This window comes from Nitrospirota bacterium (genome assembly GCA_016212185.1).
GTDB lineage: Bacteria > Nitrospirota > Thermodesulfovibrionia > UBA6902 > DSMQ01 > JACRGX01.
Window position 1 is genome coordinate 40807 of the sequence record JACRGX010000090.1, and the last position, 16819, is coordinate 57625.

Consider the following 16819-nt stretch of genomic DNA (forward strand, 5'->3'; position numbering starts at 1 on the left):
AACGGCTTTTTTTATTCTCCGGCAGGCAATGTTATCCTGAACGCAGTTCCCCTATCCCCGGCGCTTTGAACGTCTATGCTTCCCCCGTGAGCTACGATTACCTTCTGCACGAGGGCAAGTCCGAGTCCGGTGCCTTTTTCTTTTGTCGTAAAAAACGGCAGGAATATCTTCTGTATGATACTGTCAGAAATTCCGTGTCCCGTATCCCTGACAATTATTTCAGCGCTGTTATGCTTTATGCTTAAATCTATCTCAAGCGCCCCTCCTTCGGGCATTGCCTCAAGCGCATTGTGAAAAAGATTTGTCAGCGCCTGTTTTAAGAGAAACTCATCTGCGTTTATGGTTACAGCCGCATCTGCATTGACAGTAAGTTTAATTAAATTATTACCTGACACCACTGTGCCTGCTGTCTCCTCAACCAGTTTATTTATGTTTACAGGCGTCTTGTTAATGTCGGCAGGTTTTGTGAATGTAAGGAGTTCGGATATAATCCTGTCCATGCCCTGAATTTCATTCAAAATTGCATCAACAGCCTGCTTGTTTGAATTATCTATCCTTTTACTCAGGAGTTTTGCATAGCCGGCAATTACAGACATCGGATTTCTTAATTCATGGGCAATGCCCGCAGACAGCTCTGCCAACTGCTGCGCCCTGTCCTCTGCAAGGGATTTCAGGCGTTCAAGCTCCTTTTCCTTTTCCTTAAGTTTTTCAACAAGCTCATGAAAAGTATCAACCACAAAACCCACCTCGGATCTGTCGCTGATTCCTTCTGATGCCTTAAGGAGTTTCCTCTGGTTTACAATATAGATCCGTACCGCGGTATAAATCCCTGCCGTAATCAGAACGACGCCGGCGCCAAGGATTATTTGAATGCCGGTCGTGCTGAGAAAAGGACTTATAATGATTCCTACAAGCACACTGGAAAATATGAATAAAAAAATGACAAAGGCCCTTGTATGGAACTTATCCTGCATAAAGATACCACATCAAAATTTCCTGCCCGGAGAACAGGCTTACAAGCGAACCCAGCGCAAGATACGGGCCGAACGGAATCCTTGAGCCCCATTCCCTTCCTTTGACAACAATAAGAAGAAGTCCTATCAAAGAACCGAAAAGGCTTCCTAAAAAAGTTGTAAGCAGCACCCCTTTCCATCCGAGAAATCCGCCGACCATTGCCATCATTTTTATATCGCCGCCGCCGAGAGCCTCTTTTTTAAAGACCGCCGTGCCAACGATTGCCACGAGATAAAAAAGTCCGCCGCCAAGGAGAATTCCTATGACTGATGCCTTGAAGCCGAGCGCCTCCCAGCGAAAAAACGGATCCGGAAGTATAGTAGAACCCAATATCAGCCCAATGGGGATTCCCGGCAGGGTTATACTGTCAGGGATTATCTGATATTCAAGGTCTATGAAGGTAATTACAATAATAGCCGATATAAAGACAAAATAAGCAGGCAGATGCCATGAAATATAAGGAAATCTCCACACTGCAAGCACATAAAGGACAGCGTTAAGAAATTCCACAAGTGGATATTTAATTGATACCCTGCTCCCGCAGGCCCTGCATTTACCGCCTAAAAAAATATAGCTGATTATAGGGATGTTGTCATAGAATCTTACCGGTCTTCCGCAGGACGGGCAATGTGAAGACGGTCTAACAATAGACAGACCTTTAGGTATGCGGTATATGCATACATTAAGGAAAGAGCCCGCTACAGCGCCGAATACAAAGGTTATGATATAAATACTCATTCCACTATATCAAGCTTGATACTAAGCTCCCTGAGTTGTTTCCCATCAACAGTTGAAGGTGCATTGCTCAGAGGGCAAACTGCCTTCTGCGTCTTTGGAAACGCAATAACATCCCTTATTGACTGAGCCCCTGCAAGAATCATCACAAGCCTGTCAAGCCCGAGCGCAAGCCCGCCGTGAGGAGGAGCTCCGTATTCCAGCGCCTCAAGCAGAAAGCCGAATTTTGAATTTGCGTCATCAGCGCCGATATTAAGCAATTCAAACATCTTATCCTGAATATCCTTCTTATGAATACGGATACTGCCGCCGCCAATCTCAAAGCCGTTTAATACAATGTCATAAGCCTTTGCCTTAACTTCAGTGAATAGTGAATGGTGAGCAGTGAACAGTTTCGGGTCTGATAAATTTAGAGAATGTAATTTCTCCATATCTTCATCTGCAGGAGATGTAAACGGGTGATGCATTGCCTCATACCTGCCCTCATCTTCATTCCACTCAAAGAGGGGGAAATCCGTTATCCACAAAAATTTATAAATATCATTTTTTGTCAGATTAAGTCTTTTCCCAAGCTCATTTCTCAGGCGTGCAAGCGAGTCATTCACAACCTTGCTCTTGTCGGCAACAAAAAGAAGTAAATCCCCCTCCTCCGCCCCAAGCCTTTCAGCGACTGTCTTAAGAGTCTGTTCAGGAAAAAATTTTGCTATGGGCGATTCAAAACCGTTTTTCACCTTTATCCATGCAAGCCCCTTTGCGCCGAATGTCTTTACCTCTTCAGTAAGGTCGTCCAGCTCTTTCCTTGAATAACCGGAAAGCCCCTTTGCATTTATTCCCTTTACCAAACCGCCATCTGCCAATGCACTTAAAAATACTTTGAAAGATGAATCTTTCACCAAATCTCCAACATCCTTAAGCTCAAGCGAAAATCTCAAATCAGGCTTATCAGAGCCATACCTCTCCATGGCCTCTTTATATGTCAGTCTCTGAAACGGCTCTTTAAGCTCCACACCCATGACATCCTTAAAAATCTTTTTCAGCAGGTCCTCAACAAGGGTCATTACATCTTCCCTTTCAACAAAAGACATCTCAATATCCACCTGTGTAAATTCAGGTTGTCTGTCAGCGCGCAGGTCTTCATCCCTAAAGCACTTCACTATCTGATAATATCTTTCAAAGCCCGACATCATGAGTATTTGCTTGAAAAGCTGGGGCGACTGGGGAAGCGCATAAAAGTGTCCGGGATTCATCCTGCTCGGGACGAGGTAATCCCTTGCGCCCTCAGGAGTGCTTTTTGTAAGCACCGGCGTTTCTATTTCCAGGAAACCGTGAGAATCAAGATATTCCCTCACTGACTTTGTGGTCCTGTGCCTGAGAATAATATTCTTTTGAATTACCGGCCTTCTGAGGTCAAGATACCTGTGCTTGAGCCTCAAAAATTCAGAGGCGTCGGTATCATCCTCTATCATAAACGGCAGCGGCTTGCATTCGCTGAGAATTTTTAGCTCCTTTGCAACCATTTCAACCTGTCCGGTCTCAATCTGGGGGTTTTCAGTGCCTTCAGGCCTTTTCCGCACTTCACCCTGCACCTGAAGCACAAACTCATTCCTTATTTCATGCGCCGTGTTGTGGACCTCAGCGTTATCTTCAGGATTAATCACTACCTGCACAACCCCGCTCCTGTCCCTTAAATCAATAAATACAAGTCCGCCGTGGTCCCTGCGCCTGTTGACCCATCCTGCTATGGACACACTTAAACCTATGTCAGTCTCCCTTACCTCTCCGCACCATTTACGCATTTGTATTTCCTTTTTAGTCTAAAAATATACCTGGCCAGCAATTAAATGGCCAGCAATAAAGATGTTGCGAAAAAATTTATTTATTGATACCTTAACGTATATTTACAAATAACTGTTTGAAAATTTTATCGTATAAACAAATAAATATACTTTAATAATTTTTATCAAGTTAAATAAATTTTTGAGTAATTTCTTTATTGCCTGATTTATTTGCACCCGACTTCTTTTTTAAGTTTCCAAACCTCTTCATCGGTAAGATGACGGTAACAGCCTGATGGAAGTTTCTCAAGCTCAATGCCGTTAATCCTTATCCTCCTGAGTTTTAAAATCTCATGACCTATTTTCTCAAACATACGCCTGACCTGCCTGTTTCTACCCTCGTGTATCGTAATCTCCAGCCACGAGTTAACCTCCGCCTTTCTTATCTTCCTTATCTTTGCCGGGGCAGTCAAGCCGTCTTTTAATTTTACCCCTTTCTCCAGTTTCCTTATGTCCTCATCGTCAAGGATGCCTTCAACCTTCACAAGATACGTCTTGGGTATTTCACCTTTCGGATGTAAAACGGCATTTGCAAGCTCTCCGTCGTTAGTAAGAAGAAGAAGCCCTTCAGAATCATAATCAAGCCTTCCGACAGGATATACCTTTACCTTTACACCTTTTAAAAAGTCCTTAACAGTAGGCCTTCCCTCAGGGTCATACAAGGAGGTTATGCATTTTTCAGGTTTGTTAAAAACAATATAAACCTTCGGCTCAAACCTTCTGATAAGCTTGCCGTCAACCTTAATATGGTCTTTTTCAAAGTCAGCCTTTGTTCCCAAGACGGCAATCCTGCCGTTGACCTTGACCCGGCCCTCAAGTATCATCTCCTCAGCATTCCTCCTTGAAGCAATGCCGGATTTTGAAAGGATTTTCTGAAGTCGTTCTTGCATTTCCCAGTAGCCTATCTTATCACAAAACCCCTGTTTTTTCCCTGTATAAATTCTGAAAACCTGTTATAATATTCGCAATGCCAGAGGTTACTGAGACAGATTTACCGCAGATTAATTCTGACAACAGCCTGCATTTTAAACTCCCTGCCTTTGAGGGACCGCTTGATTTACTGCTTCACCTGATAAAAGAAAACAAAATTGATATCTACGACATCCCCATCGTACAGATAACACATCAATACATAGAATATCTTGAACTGATGAAAGAGCTTAATCTTGAGATTGCCGGGGAGTTTATTGTAATGGCGGCAACCCTGATTCATATAAAGTCGCGTCTACTTCTGCCGCCTGAAGAAACTCCGCAGGATGAACAGATTGAAGACCCACGGACAGAGCTTGTCAGAAGGCTCCTTGAATACCGGTCATTTAAAGATGCTTCGTCAAACCTAAGGGAGCAGGAAAATATCTGGAGAAATATTTTTCACAAAGCGCCGCCCTCAGAGGGAGAGTTTGAGCCTGAATTTGAGCCCATGCTTTTTGAAGTAAGCCTCTTTGACCTGATAACGGCCTTTAAAAGCCTTTTATCCAAAGCGCCTCCGGAGACCATGGAGATAACAAGAGAGTCCCTGACCGTTGCAGACAAGATAAACTTTATAATGGAAAAACTCACAACCGACTACGGCATAAAGTTTGAAGACCTTTTTGAAGGCAGTTTTGCAAGGATGACCCTCATTGTGACCTTCATAGCCCTGCTTGAGGTTATCAGGCTCGGGCTTGCAAAGGTATATCAGGAAAAGGCCTTCGGCGCAATCTGGATTATAAATCCGCAGAAGATGAATACAGAACATGCAGAAGTTTCTGAAGGAATAACTGCCGCCATAGAAAACACACCCCTTAACTCCTCTTATTAGAGGATAAAGCATACATACCTTCAAATCTTTAAGAAAACAACAATGATTATTATCTGTCATGCTGCAAAAAGTTTTAAGTATTTGCCTTGTCATAAAAAAAGGCAGCATGACTTTAAGGTGTTGCCTTAAAGTTTCTCAGGCATATATGCTTTCATCCTTCATCTTTCATCCCTGAACCTTCATCCTTCAACCACAATCCTTCCCCTGCCCTTCACAACATTTCCAATCTCCCAATAGGGCATGTTTTTTCTTTGCGCAAATTGCCTGAATTTATTTATTCCCTTTTGAGGCACGGCAATCAGAAGTCCGCCTGAGGTCTGGGGGTCGGAGAGGATTAATTTTTCAGCGTTTGAAAAATTTTTCGGAAAAGTAATTTTATCGCTGAAAAATTTTAAGTTATTATGCGCGCCCTTGGGCGCAATGCCTGAAGCGGCAAGGTTTTTCACCTTTTCCATTACCGGAATTTTATCGTGATAAAAAACAAAATCAGTCTTGGAGTCTTTAACCATATTTAAGGCATGCCCTATCAAGCCAAAGCCGGTAATGTCCGTTGCGGCATGAGCGCCTGCCGCCAACGCAGCCTTTGACGCAGTGCCGTTAAGTGTAAGCATTGAAACAATCGCCTTCTTTAAGTCTTTATCATTAATTGCCTTACGTTTAAATGCAGAGGCAAGGATGCCTGTGCCGAGGGGTTTTGTAAGGATAAGAATATCTCCCGGAACTGCACCGCCTGCCCTTAGGATTTTATTTTTATCAACCCGGCCTGTGACAGAAAGTCCGAATTTGAATTCAGCATCTTCAATGCTGTGACCTCCGATTAATGCTGCGCCTGCTTCCTTAATCTTTGCCTGCGCGCCTTCAAGAAGTTCTTTTATAACCGAATGCCCGTAATCGCAGGATGAAAACCCGAGAATTGCCAGAGCCGTAACAGGCGTTCCGCCCATAGCATAAACATCGCTCATTGAATTGGCGGCGCTTATGGCGCCGAATGTATAGGGGTCGTCAACAAGCGGCGTGATGACATCCACTGTCTCAACTATGGCACCGCCCTCAAAAAGGCATACCCCGGCGTCGTCACCGGGTCCGACAATTACCCGTCTGTCCTTATCCTCATGCAGGTTTGAAAGTATTTTTCTTAGATCCGCCGGACCTAATTTACCTGCTCAGCCGCCTGCTTTTACTTTTTGCGTAAGCCTGATTTTCCGCATATTGAGTTATAATACTTGAAAGGCCGTTTCATGTCAAAAACAAGGGCAAAAAAGAAAAAGATAAAAAAACCCCGCCTGCCCCTTGAGGCGGTGCTCAGGCTCAAGGGCGCACACGCGCATGAAACCAAAAAAGGCAAAAAAGGCTACGACAGAAAGACGGACAAAGAAAAAACAGAAGAGGAAATGGAAGAGTTTGCCTGAAAACGCTTTGTCTGATATACTCAATCGATGATAATTATACCGGCAATAGATTTAAAAGACGGCAAGTGCGTGAGGCTTCTTCAGGGGAAAAAGGAGGCTGTCACTGTTTACTCTGAAGACCCTGCTTCCATAGCTAAGCACTGGGCCAACATGGGGGCTGAATTACTGCATGTAGTGGACCTTGACGGCGCTTTTACAGGCACACAGAAAAATCTTGATGTAATCATGGAAATAAGAAAGGCAATAAGGATTCCCATTGAGCTTGGAGGCGGGATAAGAGATATTGAAAATATAGAAAAACTGATTAACCTCGGCATTGACAGGGTCATAATCGGAACCTCTGCTATTAACAAACGTGATATGATTAAAAAAGCCTGTGAAAAATTTCATGGTAAAGTGCTTGTGGGAGTTGACGCAAGAGACGGCAAAGCCGCTGTCAAAGGGTGGGTGGAGATAACAGAGTGGGATGCCGTTGAATTTGCAAGAAAGATGGAGGCTGACGGCGCCGCAGGGATTATTTACACTGACATTGCAAGGGATGGGATGCTTTCAGGTCCTAATCTTGATGCAATGGCAAAAATGGCTGATGCAATTAAAATACCTGTCATTGCTTCAGGCGGAGTGTCAACGATTAACGACATTAAAAATCTGATGCAGATAAAGAACCTCTGGGGAGTTATTACGGGAAAGGCGCTCTATGAAGGGACGCTTGAACTTAAGGATGCAATTAGCATTGCAAAATTAGCATTGCAAAATTAGCATTTAACAATAATGCAAAAAGTATGAATAACAGCAACCAATTAACAGAACGGTTACTCGATTTCACTGTAAGAATAATTAAGCTTGTTAATTCATTACCTAAAACAAATGTAGGAAGACATATTGCCGGGCAGATTTTGCGGTCCGGTACATCCCCCGGATCTAATTATGAAGAAGCATGCGGAGCAGAGTCACGGGCCGATTTTGTTCATAAGTTAGGTATTGTGTTAAAGGAATTAAAGGAAACTCGTTTTTGGTTAAAAATTATTTTCCATGCTCAGATTTTAGTTCCACAACGTGTTGACCCACTTTTAAAAGAAGTTGAAGAACTATGTGCTATTATTGCAAAAAGCATTGTTACTGCAAAAAACAAAAAATAAATTTAAAATGATAATTGTTAATTTTGCATTTTGCAATGTTATGTTTTATGGGGGAAAATGTTAGCTAAACGAATAATTCCATGTCTTGACGTAAAGAACGGAAGGGTTGTGAAGGGCGTAAGCTTTCAGAACCTTCAGGACGCAGGAGACCCTGTTGAGAATGCAAAATTCTATGACGAACAGGGCGCTGACGAGCTTGTGTTCCTTGACATCACTGCCTCACATGAAAAGCGGAAAATCATCCTTGATGTCGTTGCGAAGACGGCAGATGATGTCTTCATGCCTCTCACCGTAGGCGGAGGAATTAAAAACCTTGAGGACATAAGAGACCTTCTTAATTCAGGCTGTGACAAGGTCTCAGTTAATACAACTGCTGTCCATGACCCTTATTTTGTAAAAAAGGCTTCTGAAAGATTCGGCAGCCAGTGTATTGTCGTTGCCATTGACGCAAAAAGGGTCGTTACCAGATTAGGCGATGCCCCTGAAGAACACTGGTTCAGCGATCCGTTTTTAAAAGAGGTGCGGCTTGACATTCCGCCCTTATCAAGGGGGGGCAACGGCGGAATCTGGGCTATCTCAACGCATGGCGGCAGGAAGATGCGTCTTATTGACGCCGTTAAATGGGCCAAGAAAATGGAGGAGCTCGGCGCAGGAGAAATCCTGCTTACGAGCATGGACCGGGACGGGACAAAGAACGGCTTTGACATTGAGCTCACACGGACCATTTCAGAAACTGTATCAATACCGGTGATTGCATCAGGCGGCGTCGGAACGCTTCAGCACATTTACGAAGGGCTTGTGGACGGAAAGGCTGATGCGGCGCTTGCCGCCTCAATTTTCCATTACAGGGAATACACGATAAAAGAGGCAAAGGAATATCTCAGAGCAAAAGGAGTTCCTGTCAGGTTATAGCTAATCTAATTTCTTGCTTTATCCGTATAATCTGCTATAATTTCTCTATACATAAAGAATGAACCTGCGCATAATCATAGTTGTCTTAATTCTGGTTGCTTCCCTGTCATCATTGATAGGAATATCCTTTAATTATTCCTCGTTAAAACAGATTACTTATTCAGTCATATCATTAATTGTCGTTGTCGGGATATCTGTTTTCTATCTATATAAGCAGACCTGTTCCGATATAATCCGGCTCAGACAGCTTGAAGAAAAACTGCGGACGCAGTCCTTTACCGACGAACTTACCGGACTCCTTAACCGCAGAGGTTTTTTTACATTAATGGACTATCAGTTAAAGATAGCCGCCCGGCAGAAGAAAGAGGCCTTCATGCTTTATGTTGATCTGGATAATCTCAAGTGGATTAATGATACATGGGGGCATCAGGAGGGCGACCGTGCGCTGGCGGAAACTGCGGATATACTCAAAGAAACCTTCAGGGAGTCTGATATTATCGCCCGAATCGGCGGGGATGAATTTGTAGTCTTTTATGCCGGAACTCCTTATGAAAATTTTGAGACAATCTCCGAGCGCCTGCAGAAAGCCATTGAGACTTACAATTCAAAACACCACCGTGGTTATAAGCCGTTATTAAGCACAGGCATTGCAAAATATGACCCTGAAAACCCAGTCTCTCTTGATAAACTTCTGTACGAAGCAGAAAGACTGATGTACGTGCAGAAAAAGCAGAAAGAAAGTCTGAAATGACAAGTACTATAGAAATTGCTGCGGAATCAATCCCTGACAGTCATCTGCTTTTAAGAAGCACCTCTTGAGGATTCATTTCAATCCTGTACAGCCCCGCAATTGCATTATTTACAGGCAGCACTTTAAGATAAAACCTTTCACTCCCGATTGAAACTGCCACATCAACCTCTGTCAGGTGTCTTGCGTCTGAATATCTTGCGCATAAAGACGCTGCCGATGTCAATGTTTCATCACCTGCAATGCCGGAAATAATAGTCACCGGGCTTCCGTATCCTTCCACCTGCAATACATACTCCTCTGCGCCTGCAAGCGATAAAATGGCTTCATTTTCATTTTTATCTCTTCCGACAATAATCTTGCATTCAGGCGAAACCCTGAAATGTCTTCCTATCCTTAAAAGATTTATGTCTTTTAACTCCGGGTCTTTTTTATAAGCAAGCAGTTCTTTCAGCCTGAATGAATAGTTCGGCTCGGTCAGGAGACAGCCGCCCGCAGGCGCCGGATACTCTGTAAGTCCGAATTCCTTTGCAAGCGCCATCTGCGGTTTTCTTGAGCGCCCGTTAAAATCATAAAACAGGTCCCTGCTGACAATCCCCTTCTGCTCCGGAATTGTAATATCCAGCAGTTTTGCGCTGAGGGGCCTCAGCACATATCCCCTGACATCTGCTGTCTTGTCAATCATAGGGAAGTTGGTTTTCTTCTGGCTCATCGGCCTCTGCCCTAACACTTCGCCGGTAATTATGAAGTCAGCCCCTGTCAGGCGCATCAACTCGCTTGCCTCTTTAAGCATTAATATCCTGCAGTCAATGCAGGGATTCATGTTTTTGCCGTGCCCGAATCTCGGGTTTTTAACAATCTCAATGAACTTATCTGCTAAATGGTGGAGCTTGACCTTGAATCCGAATTTCTCAGCCGCAGAAAACGGGTCTTTTGAGCATGACGACCTGTCAGAGATATCACAGCCGAAATGGGTGAGAAAGGTAACGGCGGTTACTTCAATCCCCTGCCTCATGACAGCAAGGATGGCAAGCGTGCTGTCCAGCCCTCCAGAATATAGCGCAACTGCTTTTGACATTGTCAGTCCTTTCCCTCCCGGGCATTAGTAAAATGCTATAATACTATTACTTTTGTCATTCCGTGCTTGACACGGAATCCAGAAAAAAAATACTGGATTCCCGCCTTCGCGGGAATGACAGCATGTGTGGGCATTAGTATTATGCGATACTTATTAGTTTACAGAAAATTCCAGTAATGTCAAAATTTTATGAAGAAGCAGATAAGAAACATGAAACCACAGAGGGCACAGAGTTTTTTCCATTGCAAAATTATCAATTATCATTTCAAAATGCAAATTTAAAATGATAAATTTACAATGAATTTTTTCCAGGAGGCAAACCTTGAACACGGTATCTTACGAGCTTTTATCAAAGCTTATTAAAAAAGCCCTTTCAAAGGGCGGGGATTATGCCGATGTTTTTATAGAGCATACCCGCTCTACTTTCATCCAGATTGAGGATGACAAGGTTGAAAAGCTTGTCACAGGCCTTGATTCTGGAATAGGCATACGGGTCATCATCGGCGAAAAATCCGCCTATGCATACGGCAATGACTTTTCAGAAGAGGCCCTGTACGAACTTACCGCCGCAGTAAGCAAAGCGGCGTTGAATAAAGACAGAGCTGTAACCGTTGACCTTAGAAAAATAAAACCTCCGGTAGACTTTACCATAAAATTAAAACCAGAGGATGTTGTCATTGACAAAAAAATTCACCTCATAGAAAAGGCCAACAAAACCGCCCGAAGCGCAGGCTCTGAAATCAAGCAGGTGTCAGTAATTTATAAGGACTCCTCGCAGGACATCTGTGTTGCCTCATCAGATGGCGTAATCGCTGAAGACAACCGTATTCACACGCTCGGCGTCATACATGTCGTTGCCGAAAAAAACAGCGTCCTTCAGACAGCATATGAACCGGTCGGCGGACTGACAGGCTTTGAACTATTTGATGAAACTCCCTTTGATGAAATGGCGCGCAGTGCTGCGCAAAAGGCAGTTGCAATGTTAAGCGCAAAAAAAGCTCAGGGAGGAAGGATGCCGGTTATAATTTCTTCAATGGCAGGCGGCACTATGATACATGAGGCGATAGGACACGGACTTGAAGCCGATCTTGTACAGCAGGGACTGTCGATTTTTTCAAATAAGGCAGGCGAGCTTGTGGCATCACCCTTGATTACAGTAATAGATGACTCAACCCTGCCCAGTAAAAGAGGCTCTTTCAGGTTTGATGACGAGGGGTCGCCGTCCCAACGCACCATACTTGTTGAAAAAGGGGTGCTCACCGGATATATGTATGACCGGCTGACGTCTCTGAAAGATAAAAAGCCTTCATCAGGCAACGGCCGGCGTGAATCTTACAAACACAGGCCTATTCCGAGAATGACCAATACGTTCATAGCCCCGGGCAGCAGTATTCCTGAAGAAATAATAAAGTCTGTTGAAAAAGGTTTTTTTGTCAAAAAGATGGGCGGAGGGCAGGTCAATACCGCCACTGGTGAATTTGTCTTTGAAGTTTCAGAAGGATATTTGATAGAAAAAGGTATGCTTGGAGAACCAGTAAGGGGCGCTACCCTTATCGGCAACGGTCCTGAAATCTTAAAATCCATAGATATGGTCGGCAGCGATCTTGGCTTCGCAATCGGGACCTGCGGAAAAGATATGCAGGGAGTCCCTGTTTCTGATGCTATGCCCACAGTCAGAATACCGGAAATAGTTGTCGGAGGAACCGTTTAGAGCCTTTGTTTAACTGCCGCTGTTAATTAATGTTATGCAAAATAGATACTAATAGATGTGTTTATGATACACCTCGCAATATTATCTGCTTGATTTTAAAGGAAAAGCTCTCTGGTACTTAATTTGCTTTAATATATTCATAATGCGCTATCAACATACATTAAAACAGGAAGTCACGGTAAGCGGCATAGGACTTCACACAGGCAGAATGATTAACATGCGGCTTAAGCCCGCGCCGCGGGACACAGGCATAATTTTCATCAGGACAGACAAGGGTAATGCAGAGATAAAGGCCTGTGTAAATTCCGTAGTAGACACGATATTTGCCACTAATTTAGGCTTTAACGGCGTACGGGTGGGAACGGTTGAGCACCTCCTGTCCGCATTAGCCGGTCTTAATATAGATAATCTTTATGTTGAACTTGACGGCTCTGAAGTCCCGATAATGGACGGCAGCGCCTTTGTCTTTACACAAAAGATAACTGAGACAGGCATAGCAAAGCAGGCAAAGAAGATTTCATGCCTAAGAATTATAAAACCTTTTTCAATTGAAGAGGAGTTCTGCCAGATTGCAGTCATGCCGTATGAAGGCACCAAGGTGACATACCGTGTTCATCACAAACACCCCGCCTTCGGAGAACAGAAAATGAGCATTGATATAACCGGCACAAACTTCATCAAAGAGCTTGCGCCTGCAAGGACCTACGGATTTCTGAAGGACGTAAATTTCCTCCGGTCTAAGGGATTGGCGCGGGGCGGCTCGCTGGAAAATGCGCTTGTTCTCGGGGAAAACGGACTAATCAACAAAAACAAACTAAGATTCAAGAACGAATTTGTGCGTCATAAAATCCTTGATGCAATAGGCGATATATCATTGCTCGGACTGCCGATTTACGGCCATATAATCGCAAACAAGGCAGGACATGCCCTAAATATAAAATTTATAAAAAAGCTTCTTTCATTTAAAGACGCCTGGGAAATAGTCTCAGAGCCGCATATCTCTCCTTCTTCATCAGCGCTCGTCGCGTCCGTATAAATATAAGCCATTCCGCCAAATTCCAACTCAATAACGGCATATGTGCCTGAGAAACTTTAAGGGCAACACCCTAATCAAAAAAGAAGGGCAGCTGCATCCTGTTATTTCAGGATGCAGCTGCCCTAAAAACAACTCAACTGCAAAAGTTATTTTTTCTTCTTCTTTGCTGTTTTCTTCTTAGCAGCAGCTTTCTTCTTGGCGGCCATTCCTACTCACCCCCTTTCATATCCCGGGTTTACCGGGATAAGTCTATAATCTTCCAAGCAATAAAATTTTTTTTGCATTCAAAAGTTTTTTTAAACGCGCATCGCCCTTTCTTTTCTTCGTCTTGTAGTCCATTTCATTCATAACGGTATAGTGCAATTCCCTGCCAAAACGTTTTTCAACCTCGCTGAGATTATTCTTAAGATTATTGGAATCGCAGACAATAAACAGATTTATTGAGGGGACATCCGAGCCTTCCGCATAAGGCCCGTAAATAAAAGCAGTCTTTACCGAAGAAACTCTGAGCGTTGATTTAAGGGCTCCGGGAAGCCCGAGGGACTTTGCAATCAATCCTTTCAGCTCTGGAAAAGGAGGAGAGTCTTTGTTGACCTTAAAATATTTTAGATTGCCTTCCTTTTCACTCATAACAAGCCCCATCTTTTCCAGCTTGTCCAGTTCTCTCTTAACGCCTGACGGATTTTTTCTTACCAGCCTTGCAATCTCCCTGACATAAAATTTTTCTTCAGGACTGTTAAAAAGCAAAGACATAATGTCTGCTCTTATTCCTGATGTAAAAAGTTTCTCTAACATTCTTTCTCTAATATTATTTATATAACATTATTTTTACATTGTCAAGAAAAAAATGCAAAAAAAGAACGGACAAACACTTTTTGTAAACAATTTAGTTGTTGCCAATAGGGATACTTTTGTTGCTAAATAGTAAACAATCTTAAATCAGATGCAGGATAACGGCATATGTGCTTGAAAAACTTTAAGGCAACACCTTAATGTCATGCTGCCTTTTTACAAATAGTCCGGGTTAAATACTTAAAACTTTTTGCAGCATGACTGATAATAATCTTGATTGCATTCTTAAAGTTTTGAAGGTATATATGCCGTTATTGTTCAATCCGTCATAGGCGGACAAGTCGTGCATCGTATACCCTGATACCGTGTGATATAATATTACCTATGAAAGAGGCAATGTTTTACAAAAAACTTAAAGACGGGAAAGTGCAGTGTTTTCTCTGCGCCCATCACTGCGTTATATCTGACGGCAGGCGCGGTATTTGCGGCGTCAGGGAAAATAAAGGAGGCGCGCTTTACAGCCTGGTCTATGGAAAAATCATTTCAATGAACATAGACCCTATTGAGAAAAAACCTCTGTTCCACTTTCACCCGGCCTCAAAGTCTTTTTCAATCGCAACAGTCGGATGTAATTTCAGATGCATGCACTGCCAGAACTATGATATTTCACAGTACCCTAAAAACAGTTATAAGTTAAAAGTTAAGAGTTATGAGTTAAAAGATAAAAAAAACTCAGATGCCGAAAACCGAATTCCAGACGCCAAACATGAAATACCCGGGGAAGCCGTTACTCCTGAAGAAATAGTTGACGCAGCTATAGGAGCAGGCTGTAAAAGCATTTCATATACTTATACAGAACCGACTATATTTTTTGAGTTTGCATATGACTGCGCCGGAATTGCGCATGATAAAGGAATTAAAAACGTCTTTGTAAGCAACGGCTATACAGGTGTGGAAGCGGCAAGGGCAATCGCCCCTTATCTTGATGCAAATAATATTGACCTTAAAGGCGATGACAAATTTTACAAAAAAATCTGCGGCGCAAAACTTCAGCCGGTCCTTGATACAATAAAATTAATGGAGGACTCCGGCGTCTGGGTTGAGATAACCACGCTTATCATTCCGGGGCATAATGATTCTGAAGAAACATTAAGATGGATAGCAGGGTTCATCAAGTCCGTTGATGCATCAATCCCCTGGCATGTAAGCCAGTTTTATCCTACATACAAGATGCTTGATACACCGCGGACTCCTGTAGAAACACTCAGGCGGGCAAGAAAGATAGGTTTTGAAGCCGGACTTAAATATGTATATGAAGGGAATGTGCCGGGCGAAGGCGGAGAGAATACTCATTGCCCATCCTGTAAAGAATTGCTTATTGAACGCCTTGGGTTTTATATTAAAGAGAATAAGATGAAAGACGGCGCGTGCTTTAATTGCAAGACAAAGATTGAAGGTGTCTGGTAAAGGGGGATAATTCATGAGCAAGAAACTGACAGATGAAATACTTGAGCTTTTATGGTCCTTAAGGGAGAAAGGCTCAAAGAGTTATTCCGATGTCATCAAAAATCTTGATGATAAAAAAACGCCTGAAGTCATCAGGAAAATGGAAAAGGCTGATTTGATACACGTCTCCGGAGACACGATTGAGTTAAAGGAAAAAGGCGAGAGCCGGGCCAGTGATCTAACCAGAAGGCACCGCCTGGCAGAAAGGCTTTTCCATGATGTTCTTGAAGTAAGCATGGAAGAAAGCGAACACACTGCTTGCGAGGTTGAGCATTTTCTTTCCCCGGCAGTCACTGACAGCGTATGCGCCTTTTTGGGACATCCTCCGACATGCCCGCACGGCAAACCGATTCCAAAGGGAGAGTGCTGTTTCAAATACAGCCGCGAGGTAAAGCCGCTTGTCATCCAGTTAAAAGACCTTGAGGTCGGCTCTGAGGCAAGGATTGTTTACATAACCCTTTCCAAAAAAGATAAAAGCTTAAGGCTTGAGCGTCTTGCATCTCTGGGGATAGTGCCGGGCAGTATTATCAGATTAAAACAAAAAGGACCGCCGTTTGTGCTGGAGATAGAAGAAACGACATTAGCTATAGACTCGCCGATTGCAGAGGAGATTTACGTCAGAAAAACCTGAGTAATGTCTTCATTCCTGCGGCTTGCTCAGGTCCTGAGCCTTATTTTTATAATCATCTATCTGTTCCCTGAGTTTTTTTATCTCCTCAATTGACTGAAGGATGATAAAATCCTTGAGCACTGCCTTTTCCTCTTTTTCTTTCAGCTCCAGCACCCTCCTGCCGATATCCCTGCAAAGATCCTCGACCTTTGCCTCAAGCTTACTGCTTGCATACAGCAATTGCGCCATAGAGGTCTCGGCCTTGAGCCTGTCGGCAAGAAAGGTGGCAACCCATTTTACGCTCTTTACACCTTCGTTAAGGTTTTTCCTTACCCTGTCAATCATAAAACCTCCTTTCCTGTATCCTGTTCTTAATATAACAGCATATGTGTCTGAGAAACTTTAAGGCAACACCTTAATGTCATGCTGCCTTTTTTTATGGTTCAGAGCAAATACTTAAAATTTTTTGCAGCATGACAGATAATAATCATCG

Annotated in this window: 18 protein-coding genes; 10 read left to right on the forward strand and 8 right to left on the reverse strand. The window is 43.2% G+C overall.

The annotated features are described in order from the left end of the window. Positions 1–11: 11 nt before the first annotated feature. From HZA10_10405 to HZA10_10420, 4 genes are all read right to left on the reverse strand, one after another. Positions 12–974 (reverse strand): hypothetical protein, encoded by a 963-nt coding sequence (locus tag HZA10_10405; protein ID MBI5196716.1) that lies wholly within the window; start codon positions 972–974, stop codon positions 12–14. Continuing rightward, positions 964–1752 (reverse strand): prepilin peptidase, encoded by a 789-nt coding sequence (locus HZA10_10410; protein ID MBI5196717.1) that lies wholly within the window; start codon positions 1750–1752, stop codon positions 964–966. The genes HZA10_10405 and HZA10_10410 overlap by 11 nt, the downstream gene beginning before the upstream one ends. Further along, positions 1749–3545, reverse strand: a complete 1797-nt coding sequence (gene aspS / locus HZA10_10415; GenBank protein ID MBI5196718.1) for an aspartate--tRNA ligase — start codon at positions 3543–3545, stop codon at positions 1749–1751. Before aspS ends, HZA10_10410 begins: the two co-directional genes overlap by 4 nt. A 206-nt stretch (positions 3546–3751) precedes the next feature. Then, positions 3752–4474: an rRNA pseudouridine synthase gene (locus HZA10_10420; GenBank protein MBI5196719.1), complete on the reverse strand. Its 723-nt coding sequence runs from the start codon at positions 4472–4474 to the stop codon at positions 3752–3754. A 77-nt stretch (positions 4475–4551) separates the two neighbouring features. Between HZA10_10420 and HZA10_10425 the strand changes: the two genes are divergently transcribed. Further along, positions 4552–5385 (forward strand): segregation/condensation protein A, encoded by an 834-nt coding sequence (locus HZA10_10425; protein ID MBI5196720.1) that lies wholly within the window; start codon positions 4552–4554, stop codon positions 5383–5385. 179 nt (positions 5386–5564) lie between these two features. Here the strand turns inward: HZA10_10425 and selD are convergent, their stop codons facing one another. Then, on the reverse strand, positions 5565–6515 hold the full coding sequence (selD, locus tag HZA10_10430; GenBank protein MBI5196721.1) for a selenide, water dikinase SelD: 951 nt from the start codon (positions 6513–6515) through the stop codon (positions 5565–5567). A gap of 108 nt (positions 6516–6623) precedes the next feature. On the opposite strand from selD, the gene HZA10_10435 reads away from it, so the two are divergent. From HZA10_10435 to HZA10_10455, 5 genes are read left to right on the forward strand one after another with little or no spacing between them, the layout of a single operon-like run. Continuing rightward, positions 6624–6794: a hypothetical protein gene (locus HZA10_10435; GenBank protein MBI5196722.1), complete on the forward strand. Its 171-nt coding sequence runs from the start codon at positions 6624–6626 to the stop codon at positions 6792–6794. Positions 6795–6821: 27 nt separating this feature from the next. Further along, positions 6822–7553, forward strand: a complete 732-nt coding sequence (hisA, locus tag HZA10_10440) for a 1-(5-phosphoribosyl)-5-[(5-phosphoribosylamino)methylideneamino]imidazole-4-carboxamide isomerase (protein MBI5196723.1) — start codon at positions 6822–6824, stop codon at positions 7551–7553. Positions 7554–7576: 23 nt separating this feature from the next. Beyond that, complete coding sequence (locus HZA10_10445) at positions 7577–7933, forward strand: four helix bundle protein (GenBank protein MBI5196724.1); 357 nt, start codon at positions 7577–7579, stop codon at positions 7931–7933. A gap of 57 nt (positions 7934–7990) precedes the next feature. After that, positions 7991–8845 carry an imidazole glycerol phosphate synthase subunit HisF gene (gene hisF, locus HZA10_10450; protein MBI5196725.1) on the forward strand — a complete coding sequence of 285 codons (855 nt, stop codon included), beginning with the start codon at positions 7991–7993 and terminating at the stop codon, positions 8843–8845. Positions 8846–8903: 58 nt separating this feature from the next. After that, positions 8904–9596, forward strand: coding sequence for a GGDEF domain-containing protein (locus HZA10_10455; protein ID MBI5196726.1), 693 nt, complete (start codon positions 8904–8906; stop codon positions 9594–9596). 40 nt (positions 9597–9636) lie between these two features. Here HZA10_10455 and HZA10_10460 read toward each other — a convergent pair whose 3' ends face one another. Next, positions 9637–10671, reverse strand: a complete 1035-nt coding sequence (locus HZA10_10460) for a hypothetical protein (GenBank protein ID MBI5196727.1) — start codon at positions 10669–10671, stop codon at positions 9637–9639. A gap of 322 nt (positions 10672–10993) precedes the next feature. On the opposite strand from HZA10_10460, the gene HZA10_10465 reads away from it, so the two are divergent. Together HZA10_10465 and HZA10_10470 are read left to right on the forward strand one after the other, a co-directional pair. Beyond that, complete coding sequence (locus HZA10_10465; GenBank protein MBI5196728.1) at positions 10994–12382, forward strand: TldD/PmbA family protein; 1389 nt, start codon at positions 10994–10996, stop codon at positions 12380–12382. Positions 12383–12524: 142 nt separating this feature from the next. Next, positions 12525–13418, forward strand: a complete 894-nt coding sequence (locus HZA10_10470) for a UDP-3-O-acyl-N-acetylglucosamine deacetylase (protein MBI5196729.1) — start codon at positions 12525–12527, stop codon at positions 13416–13418. Positions 13419–13667: 249 nt separating this feature from the next. Here the strand turns inward: HZA10_10470 and HZA10_10475 are convergent, their stop codons facing one another. After that, positions 13668–14171 carry a helix-turn-helix transcriptional regulator gene (locus tag HZA10_10475; GenBank protein MBI5196730.1) on the reverse strand — a complete coding sequence of 168 codons (504 nt, stop codon included), beginning with the start codon at positions 14169–14171 and terminating at the stop codon, positions 13668–13670. Positions 14172–14594: 423 nt separating this feature from the next. Here HZA10_10475 and amrS point away from each other — a divergent pair, with 423 nt between their 5' ends. Together amrS and HZA10_10485 are read left to right on the forward strand one after the other, a co-directional pair. Next, a complete protein-coding gene (gene amrS / locus HZA10_10480; protein ID MBI5196731.1) occupies positions 14595–15677 on the forward strand; it encodes an AmmeMemoRadiSam system radical SAM enzyme in 1083 nt (360 codons plus the stop codon). A gap of 13 nt (positions 15678–15690) precedes the next feature. Further along, positions 15691–16347, forward strand: coding sequence for a metal-dependent transcriptional regulator (locus HZA10_10485; protein ID MBI5196732.1), 657 nt, complete (start codon positions 15691–15693; stop codon positions 16345–16347). 9 nt (positions 16348–16356) lie between these two features. Here the strand turns inward: HZA10_10485 and HZA10_10490 are convergent, their stop codons facing one another. Beyond that, complete coding sequence (locus HZA10_10490; GenBank protein ID MBI5196733.1) at positions 16357–16671, reverse strand: hypothetical protein; 315 nt, start codon at positions 16669–16671, stop codon at positions 16357–16359. Positions 16672–16819 lie beyond the last annotated feature (148 nt).

Coding starts and splice junctions, on each gene's coding strand:
- HZA10_10425 (MBI5196720.1), top strand. CDS start 4,552: ATGCCAGAGGTTACTGAGACAGATTTACCGCAGATTAATTCTGACAAC.
- hisF (MBI5196725.1), top strand. CDS start 7,991: ATGTTAGCTAAACGAATAATTCCATGTCTTGACGTAAAGAACGGAAGG.
- HZA10_10420 (MBI5196719.1), bottom strand. CDS start 4,474: ATGCAAGAACGACTTCAGAAAATCCTTTCAAAATCCGGCATTGCTTCA.
- hisA (MBI5196723.1), top strand. CDS start 6,822: ATGATAATTATACCGGCAATAGATTTAAAAGACGGCAAGTGCGTGAGG.
- HZA10_10405 (MBI5196716.1), bottom strand. CDS start 974: ATGCAGGATAAGTTCCATACAAGGGCCTTTGTCATTTTTTTATTCATA.
- HZA10_10460 (MBI5196727.1), bottom strand. CDS start 10,671: ATGTCAAAAGCAGTTGCGCTATATTCTGGAGGGCTGGACAGCACGCTT.
- HZA10_10470 (MBI5196729.1), top strand. CDS start 12,525: ATGCGCTATCAACATACATTAAAACAGGAAGTCACGGTAAGCGGCATA.
- HZA10_10490 (MBI5196733.1), bottom strand. CDS start 16,671: ATGATTGACAGGGTAAGGAAAAACCTTAACGAAGGTGTAAAGAGCGTA.
- HZA10_10410 (MBI5196717.1), bottom strand. CDS start 1,752: ATGAGTATTTATATCATAACCTTTGTATTCGGCGCTGTAGCGGGCTCT.
- amrS (MBI5196731.1), top strand. CDS start 14,595: ATGAAAGAGGCAATGTTTTACAAAAAACTTAAAGACGGGAAAGTGCAG.
- aspS (MBI5196718.1), bottom strand. CDS start 3,545: ATGCGTAAATGGTGCGGAGAGGTAAGGGAGACTGACATAGGTTTAAGT.
- HZA10_10475 (MBI5196730.1), bottom strand. CDS start 14,171: ATGTCTTTGCTTTTTAACAGTCCTGAAGAAAAATTTTATGTCAGGGAG.
- HZA10_10485 (MBI5196732.1), top strand. CDS start 15,691: ATGAGCAAGAAACTGACAGATGAAATACTTGAGCTTTTATGGTCCTTA.
- HZA10_10435 (MBI5196722.1), top strand. CDS start 6,624: ATGTCAAAAACAAGGGCAAAAAAGAAAAAGATAAAAAAACCCCGCCTG.
- HZA10_10455 (MBI5196726.1), top strand. CDS start 8,904: ATGAACCTGCGCATAATCATAGTTGTCTTAATTCTGGTTGCTTCCCTG.
- HZA10_10445 (MBI5196724.1), top strand. CDS start 7,577: ATGAATAACAGCAACCAATTAACAGAACGGTTACTCGATTTCACTGTA.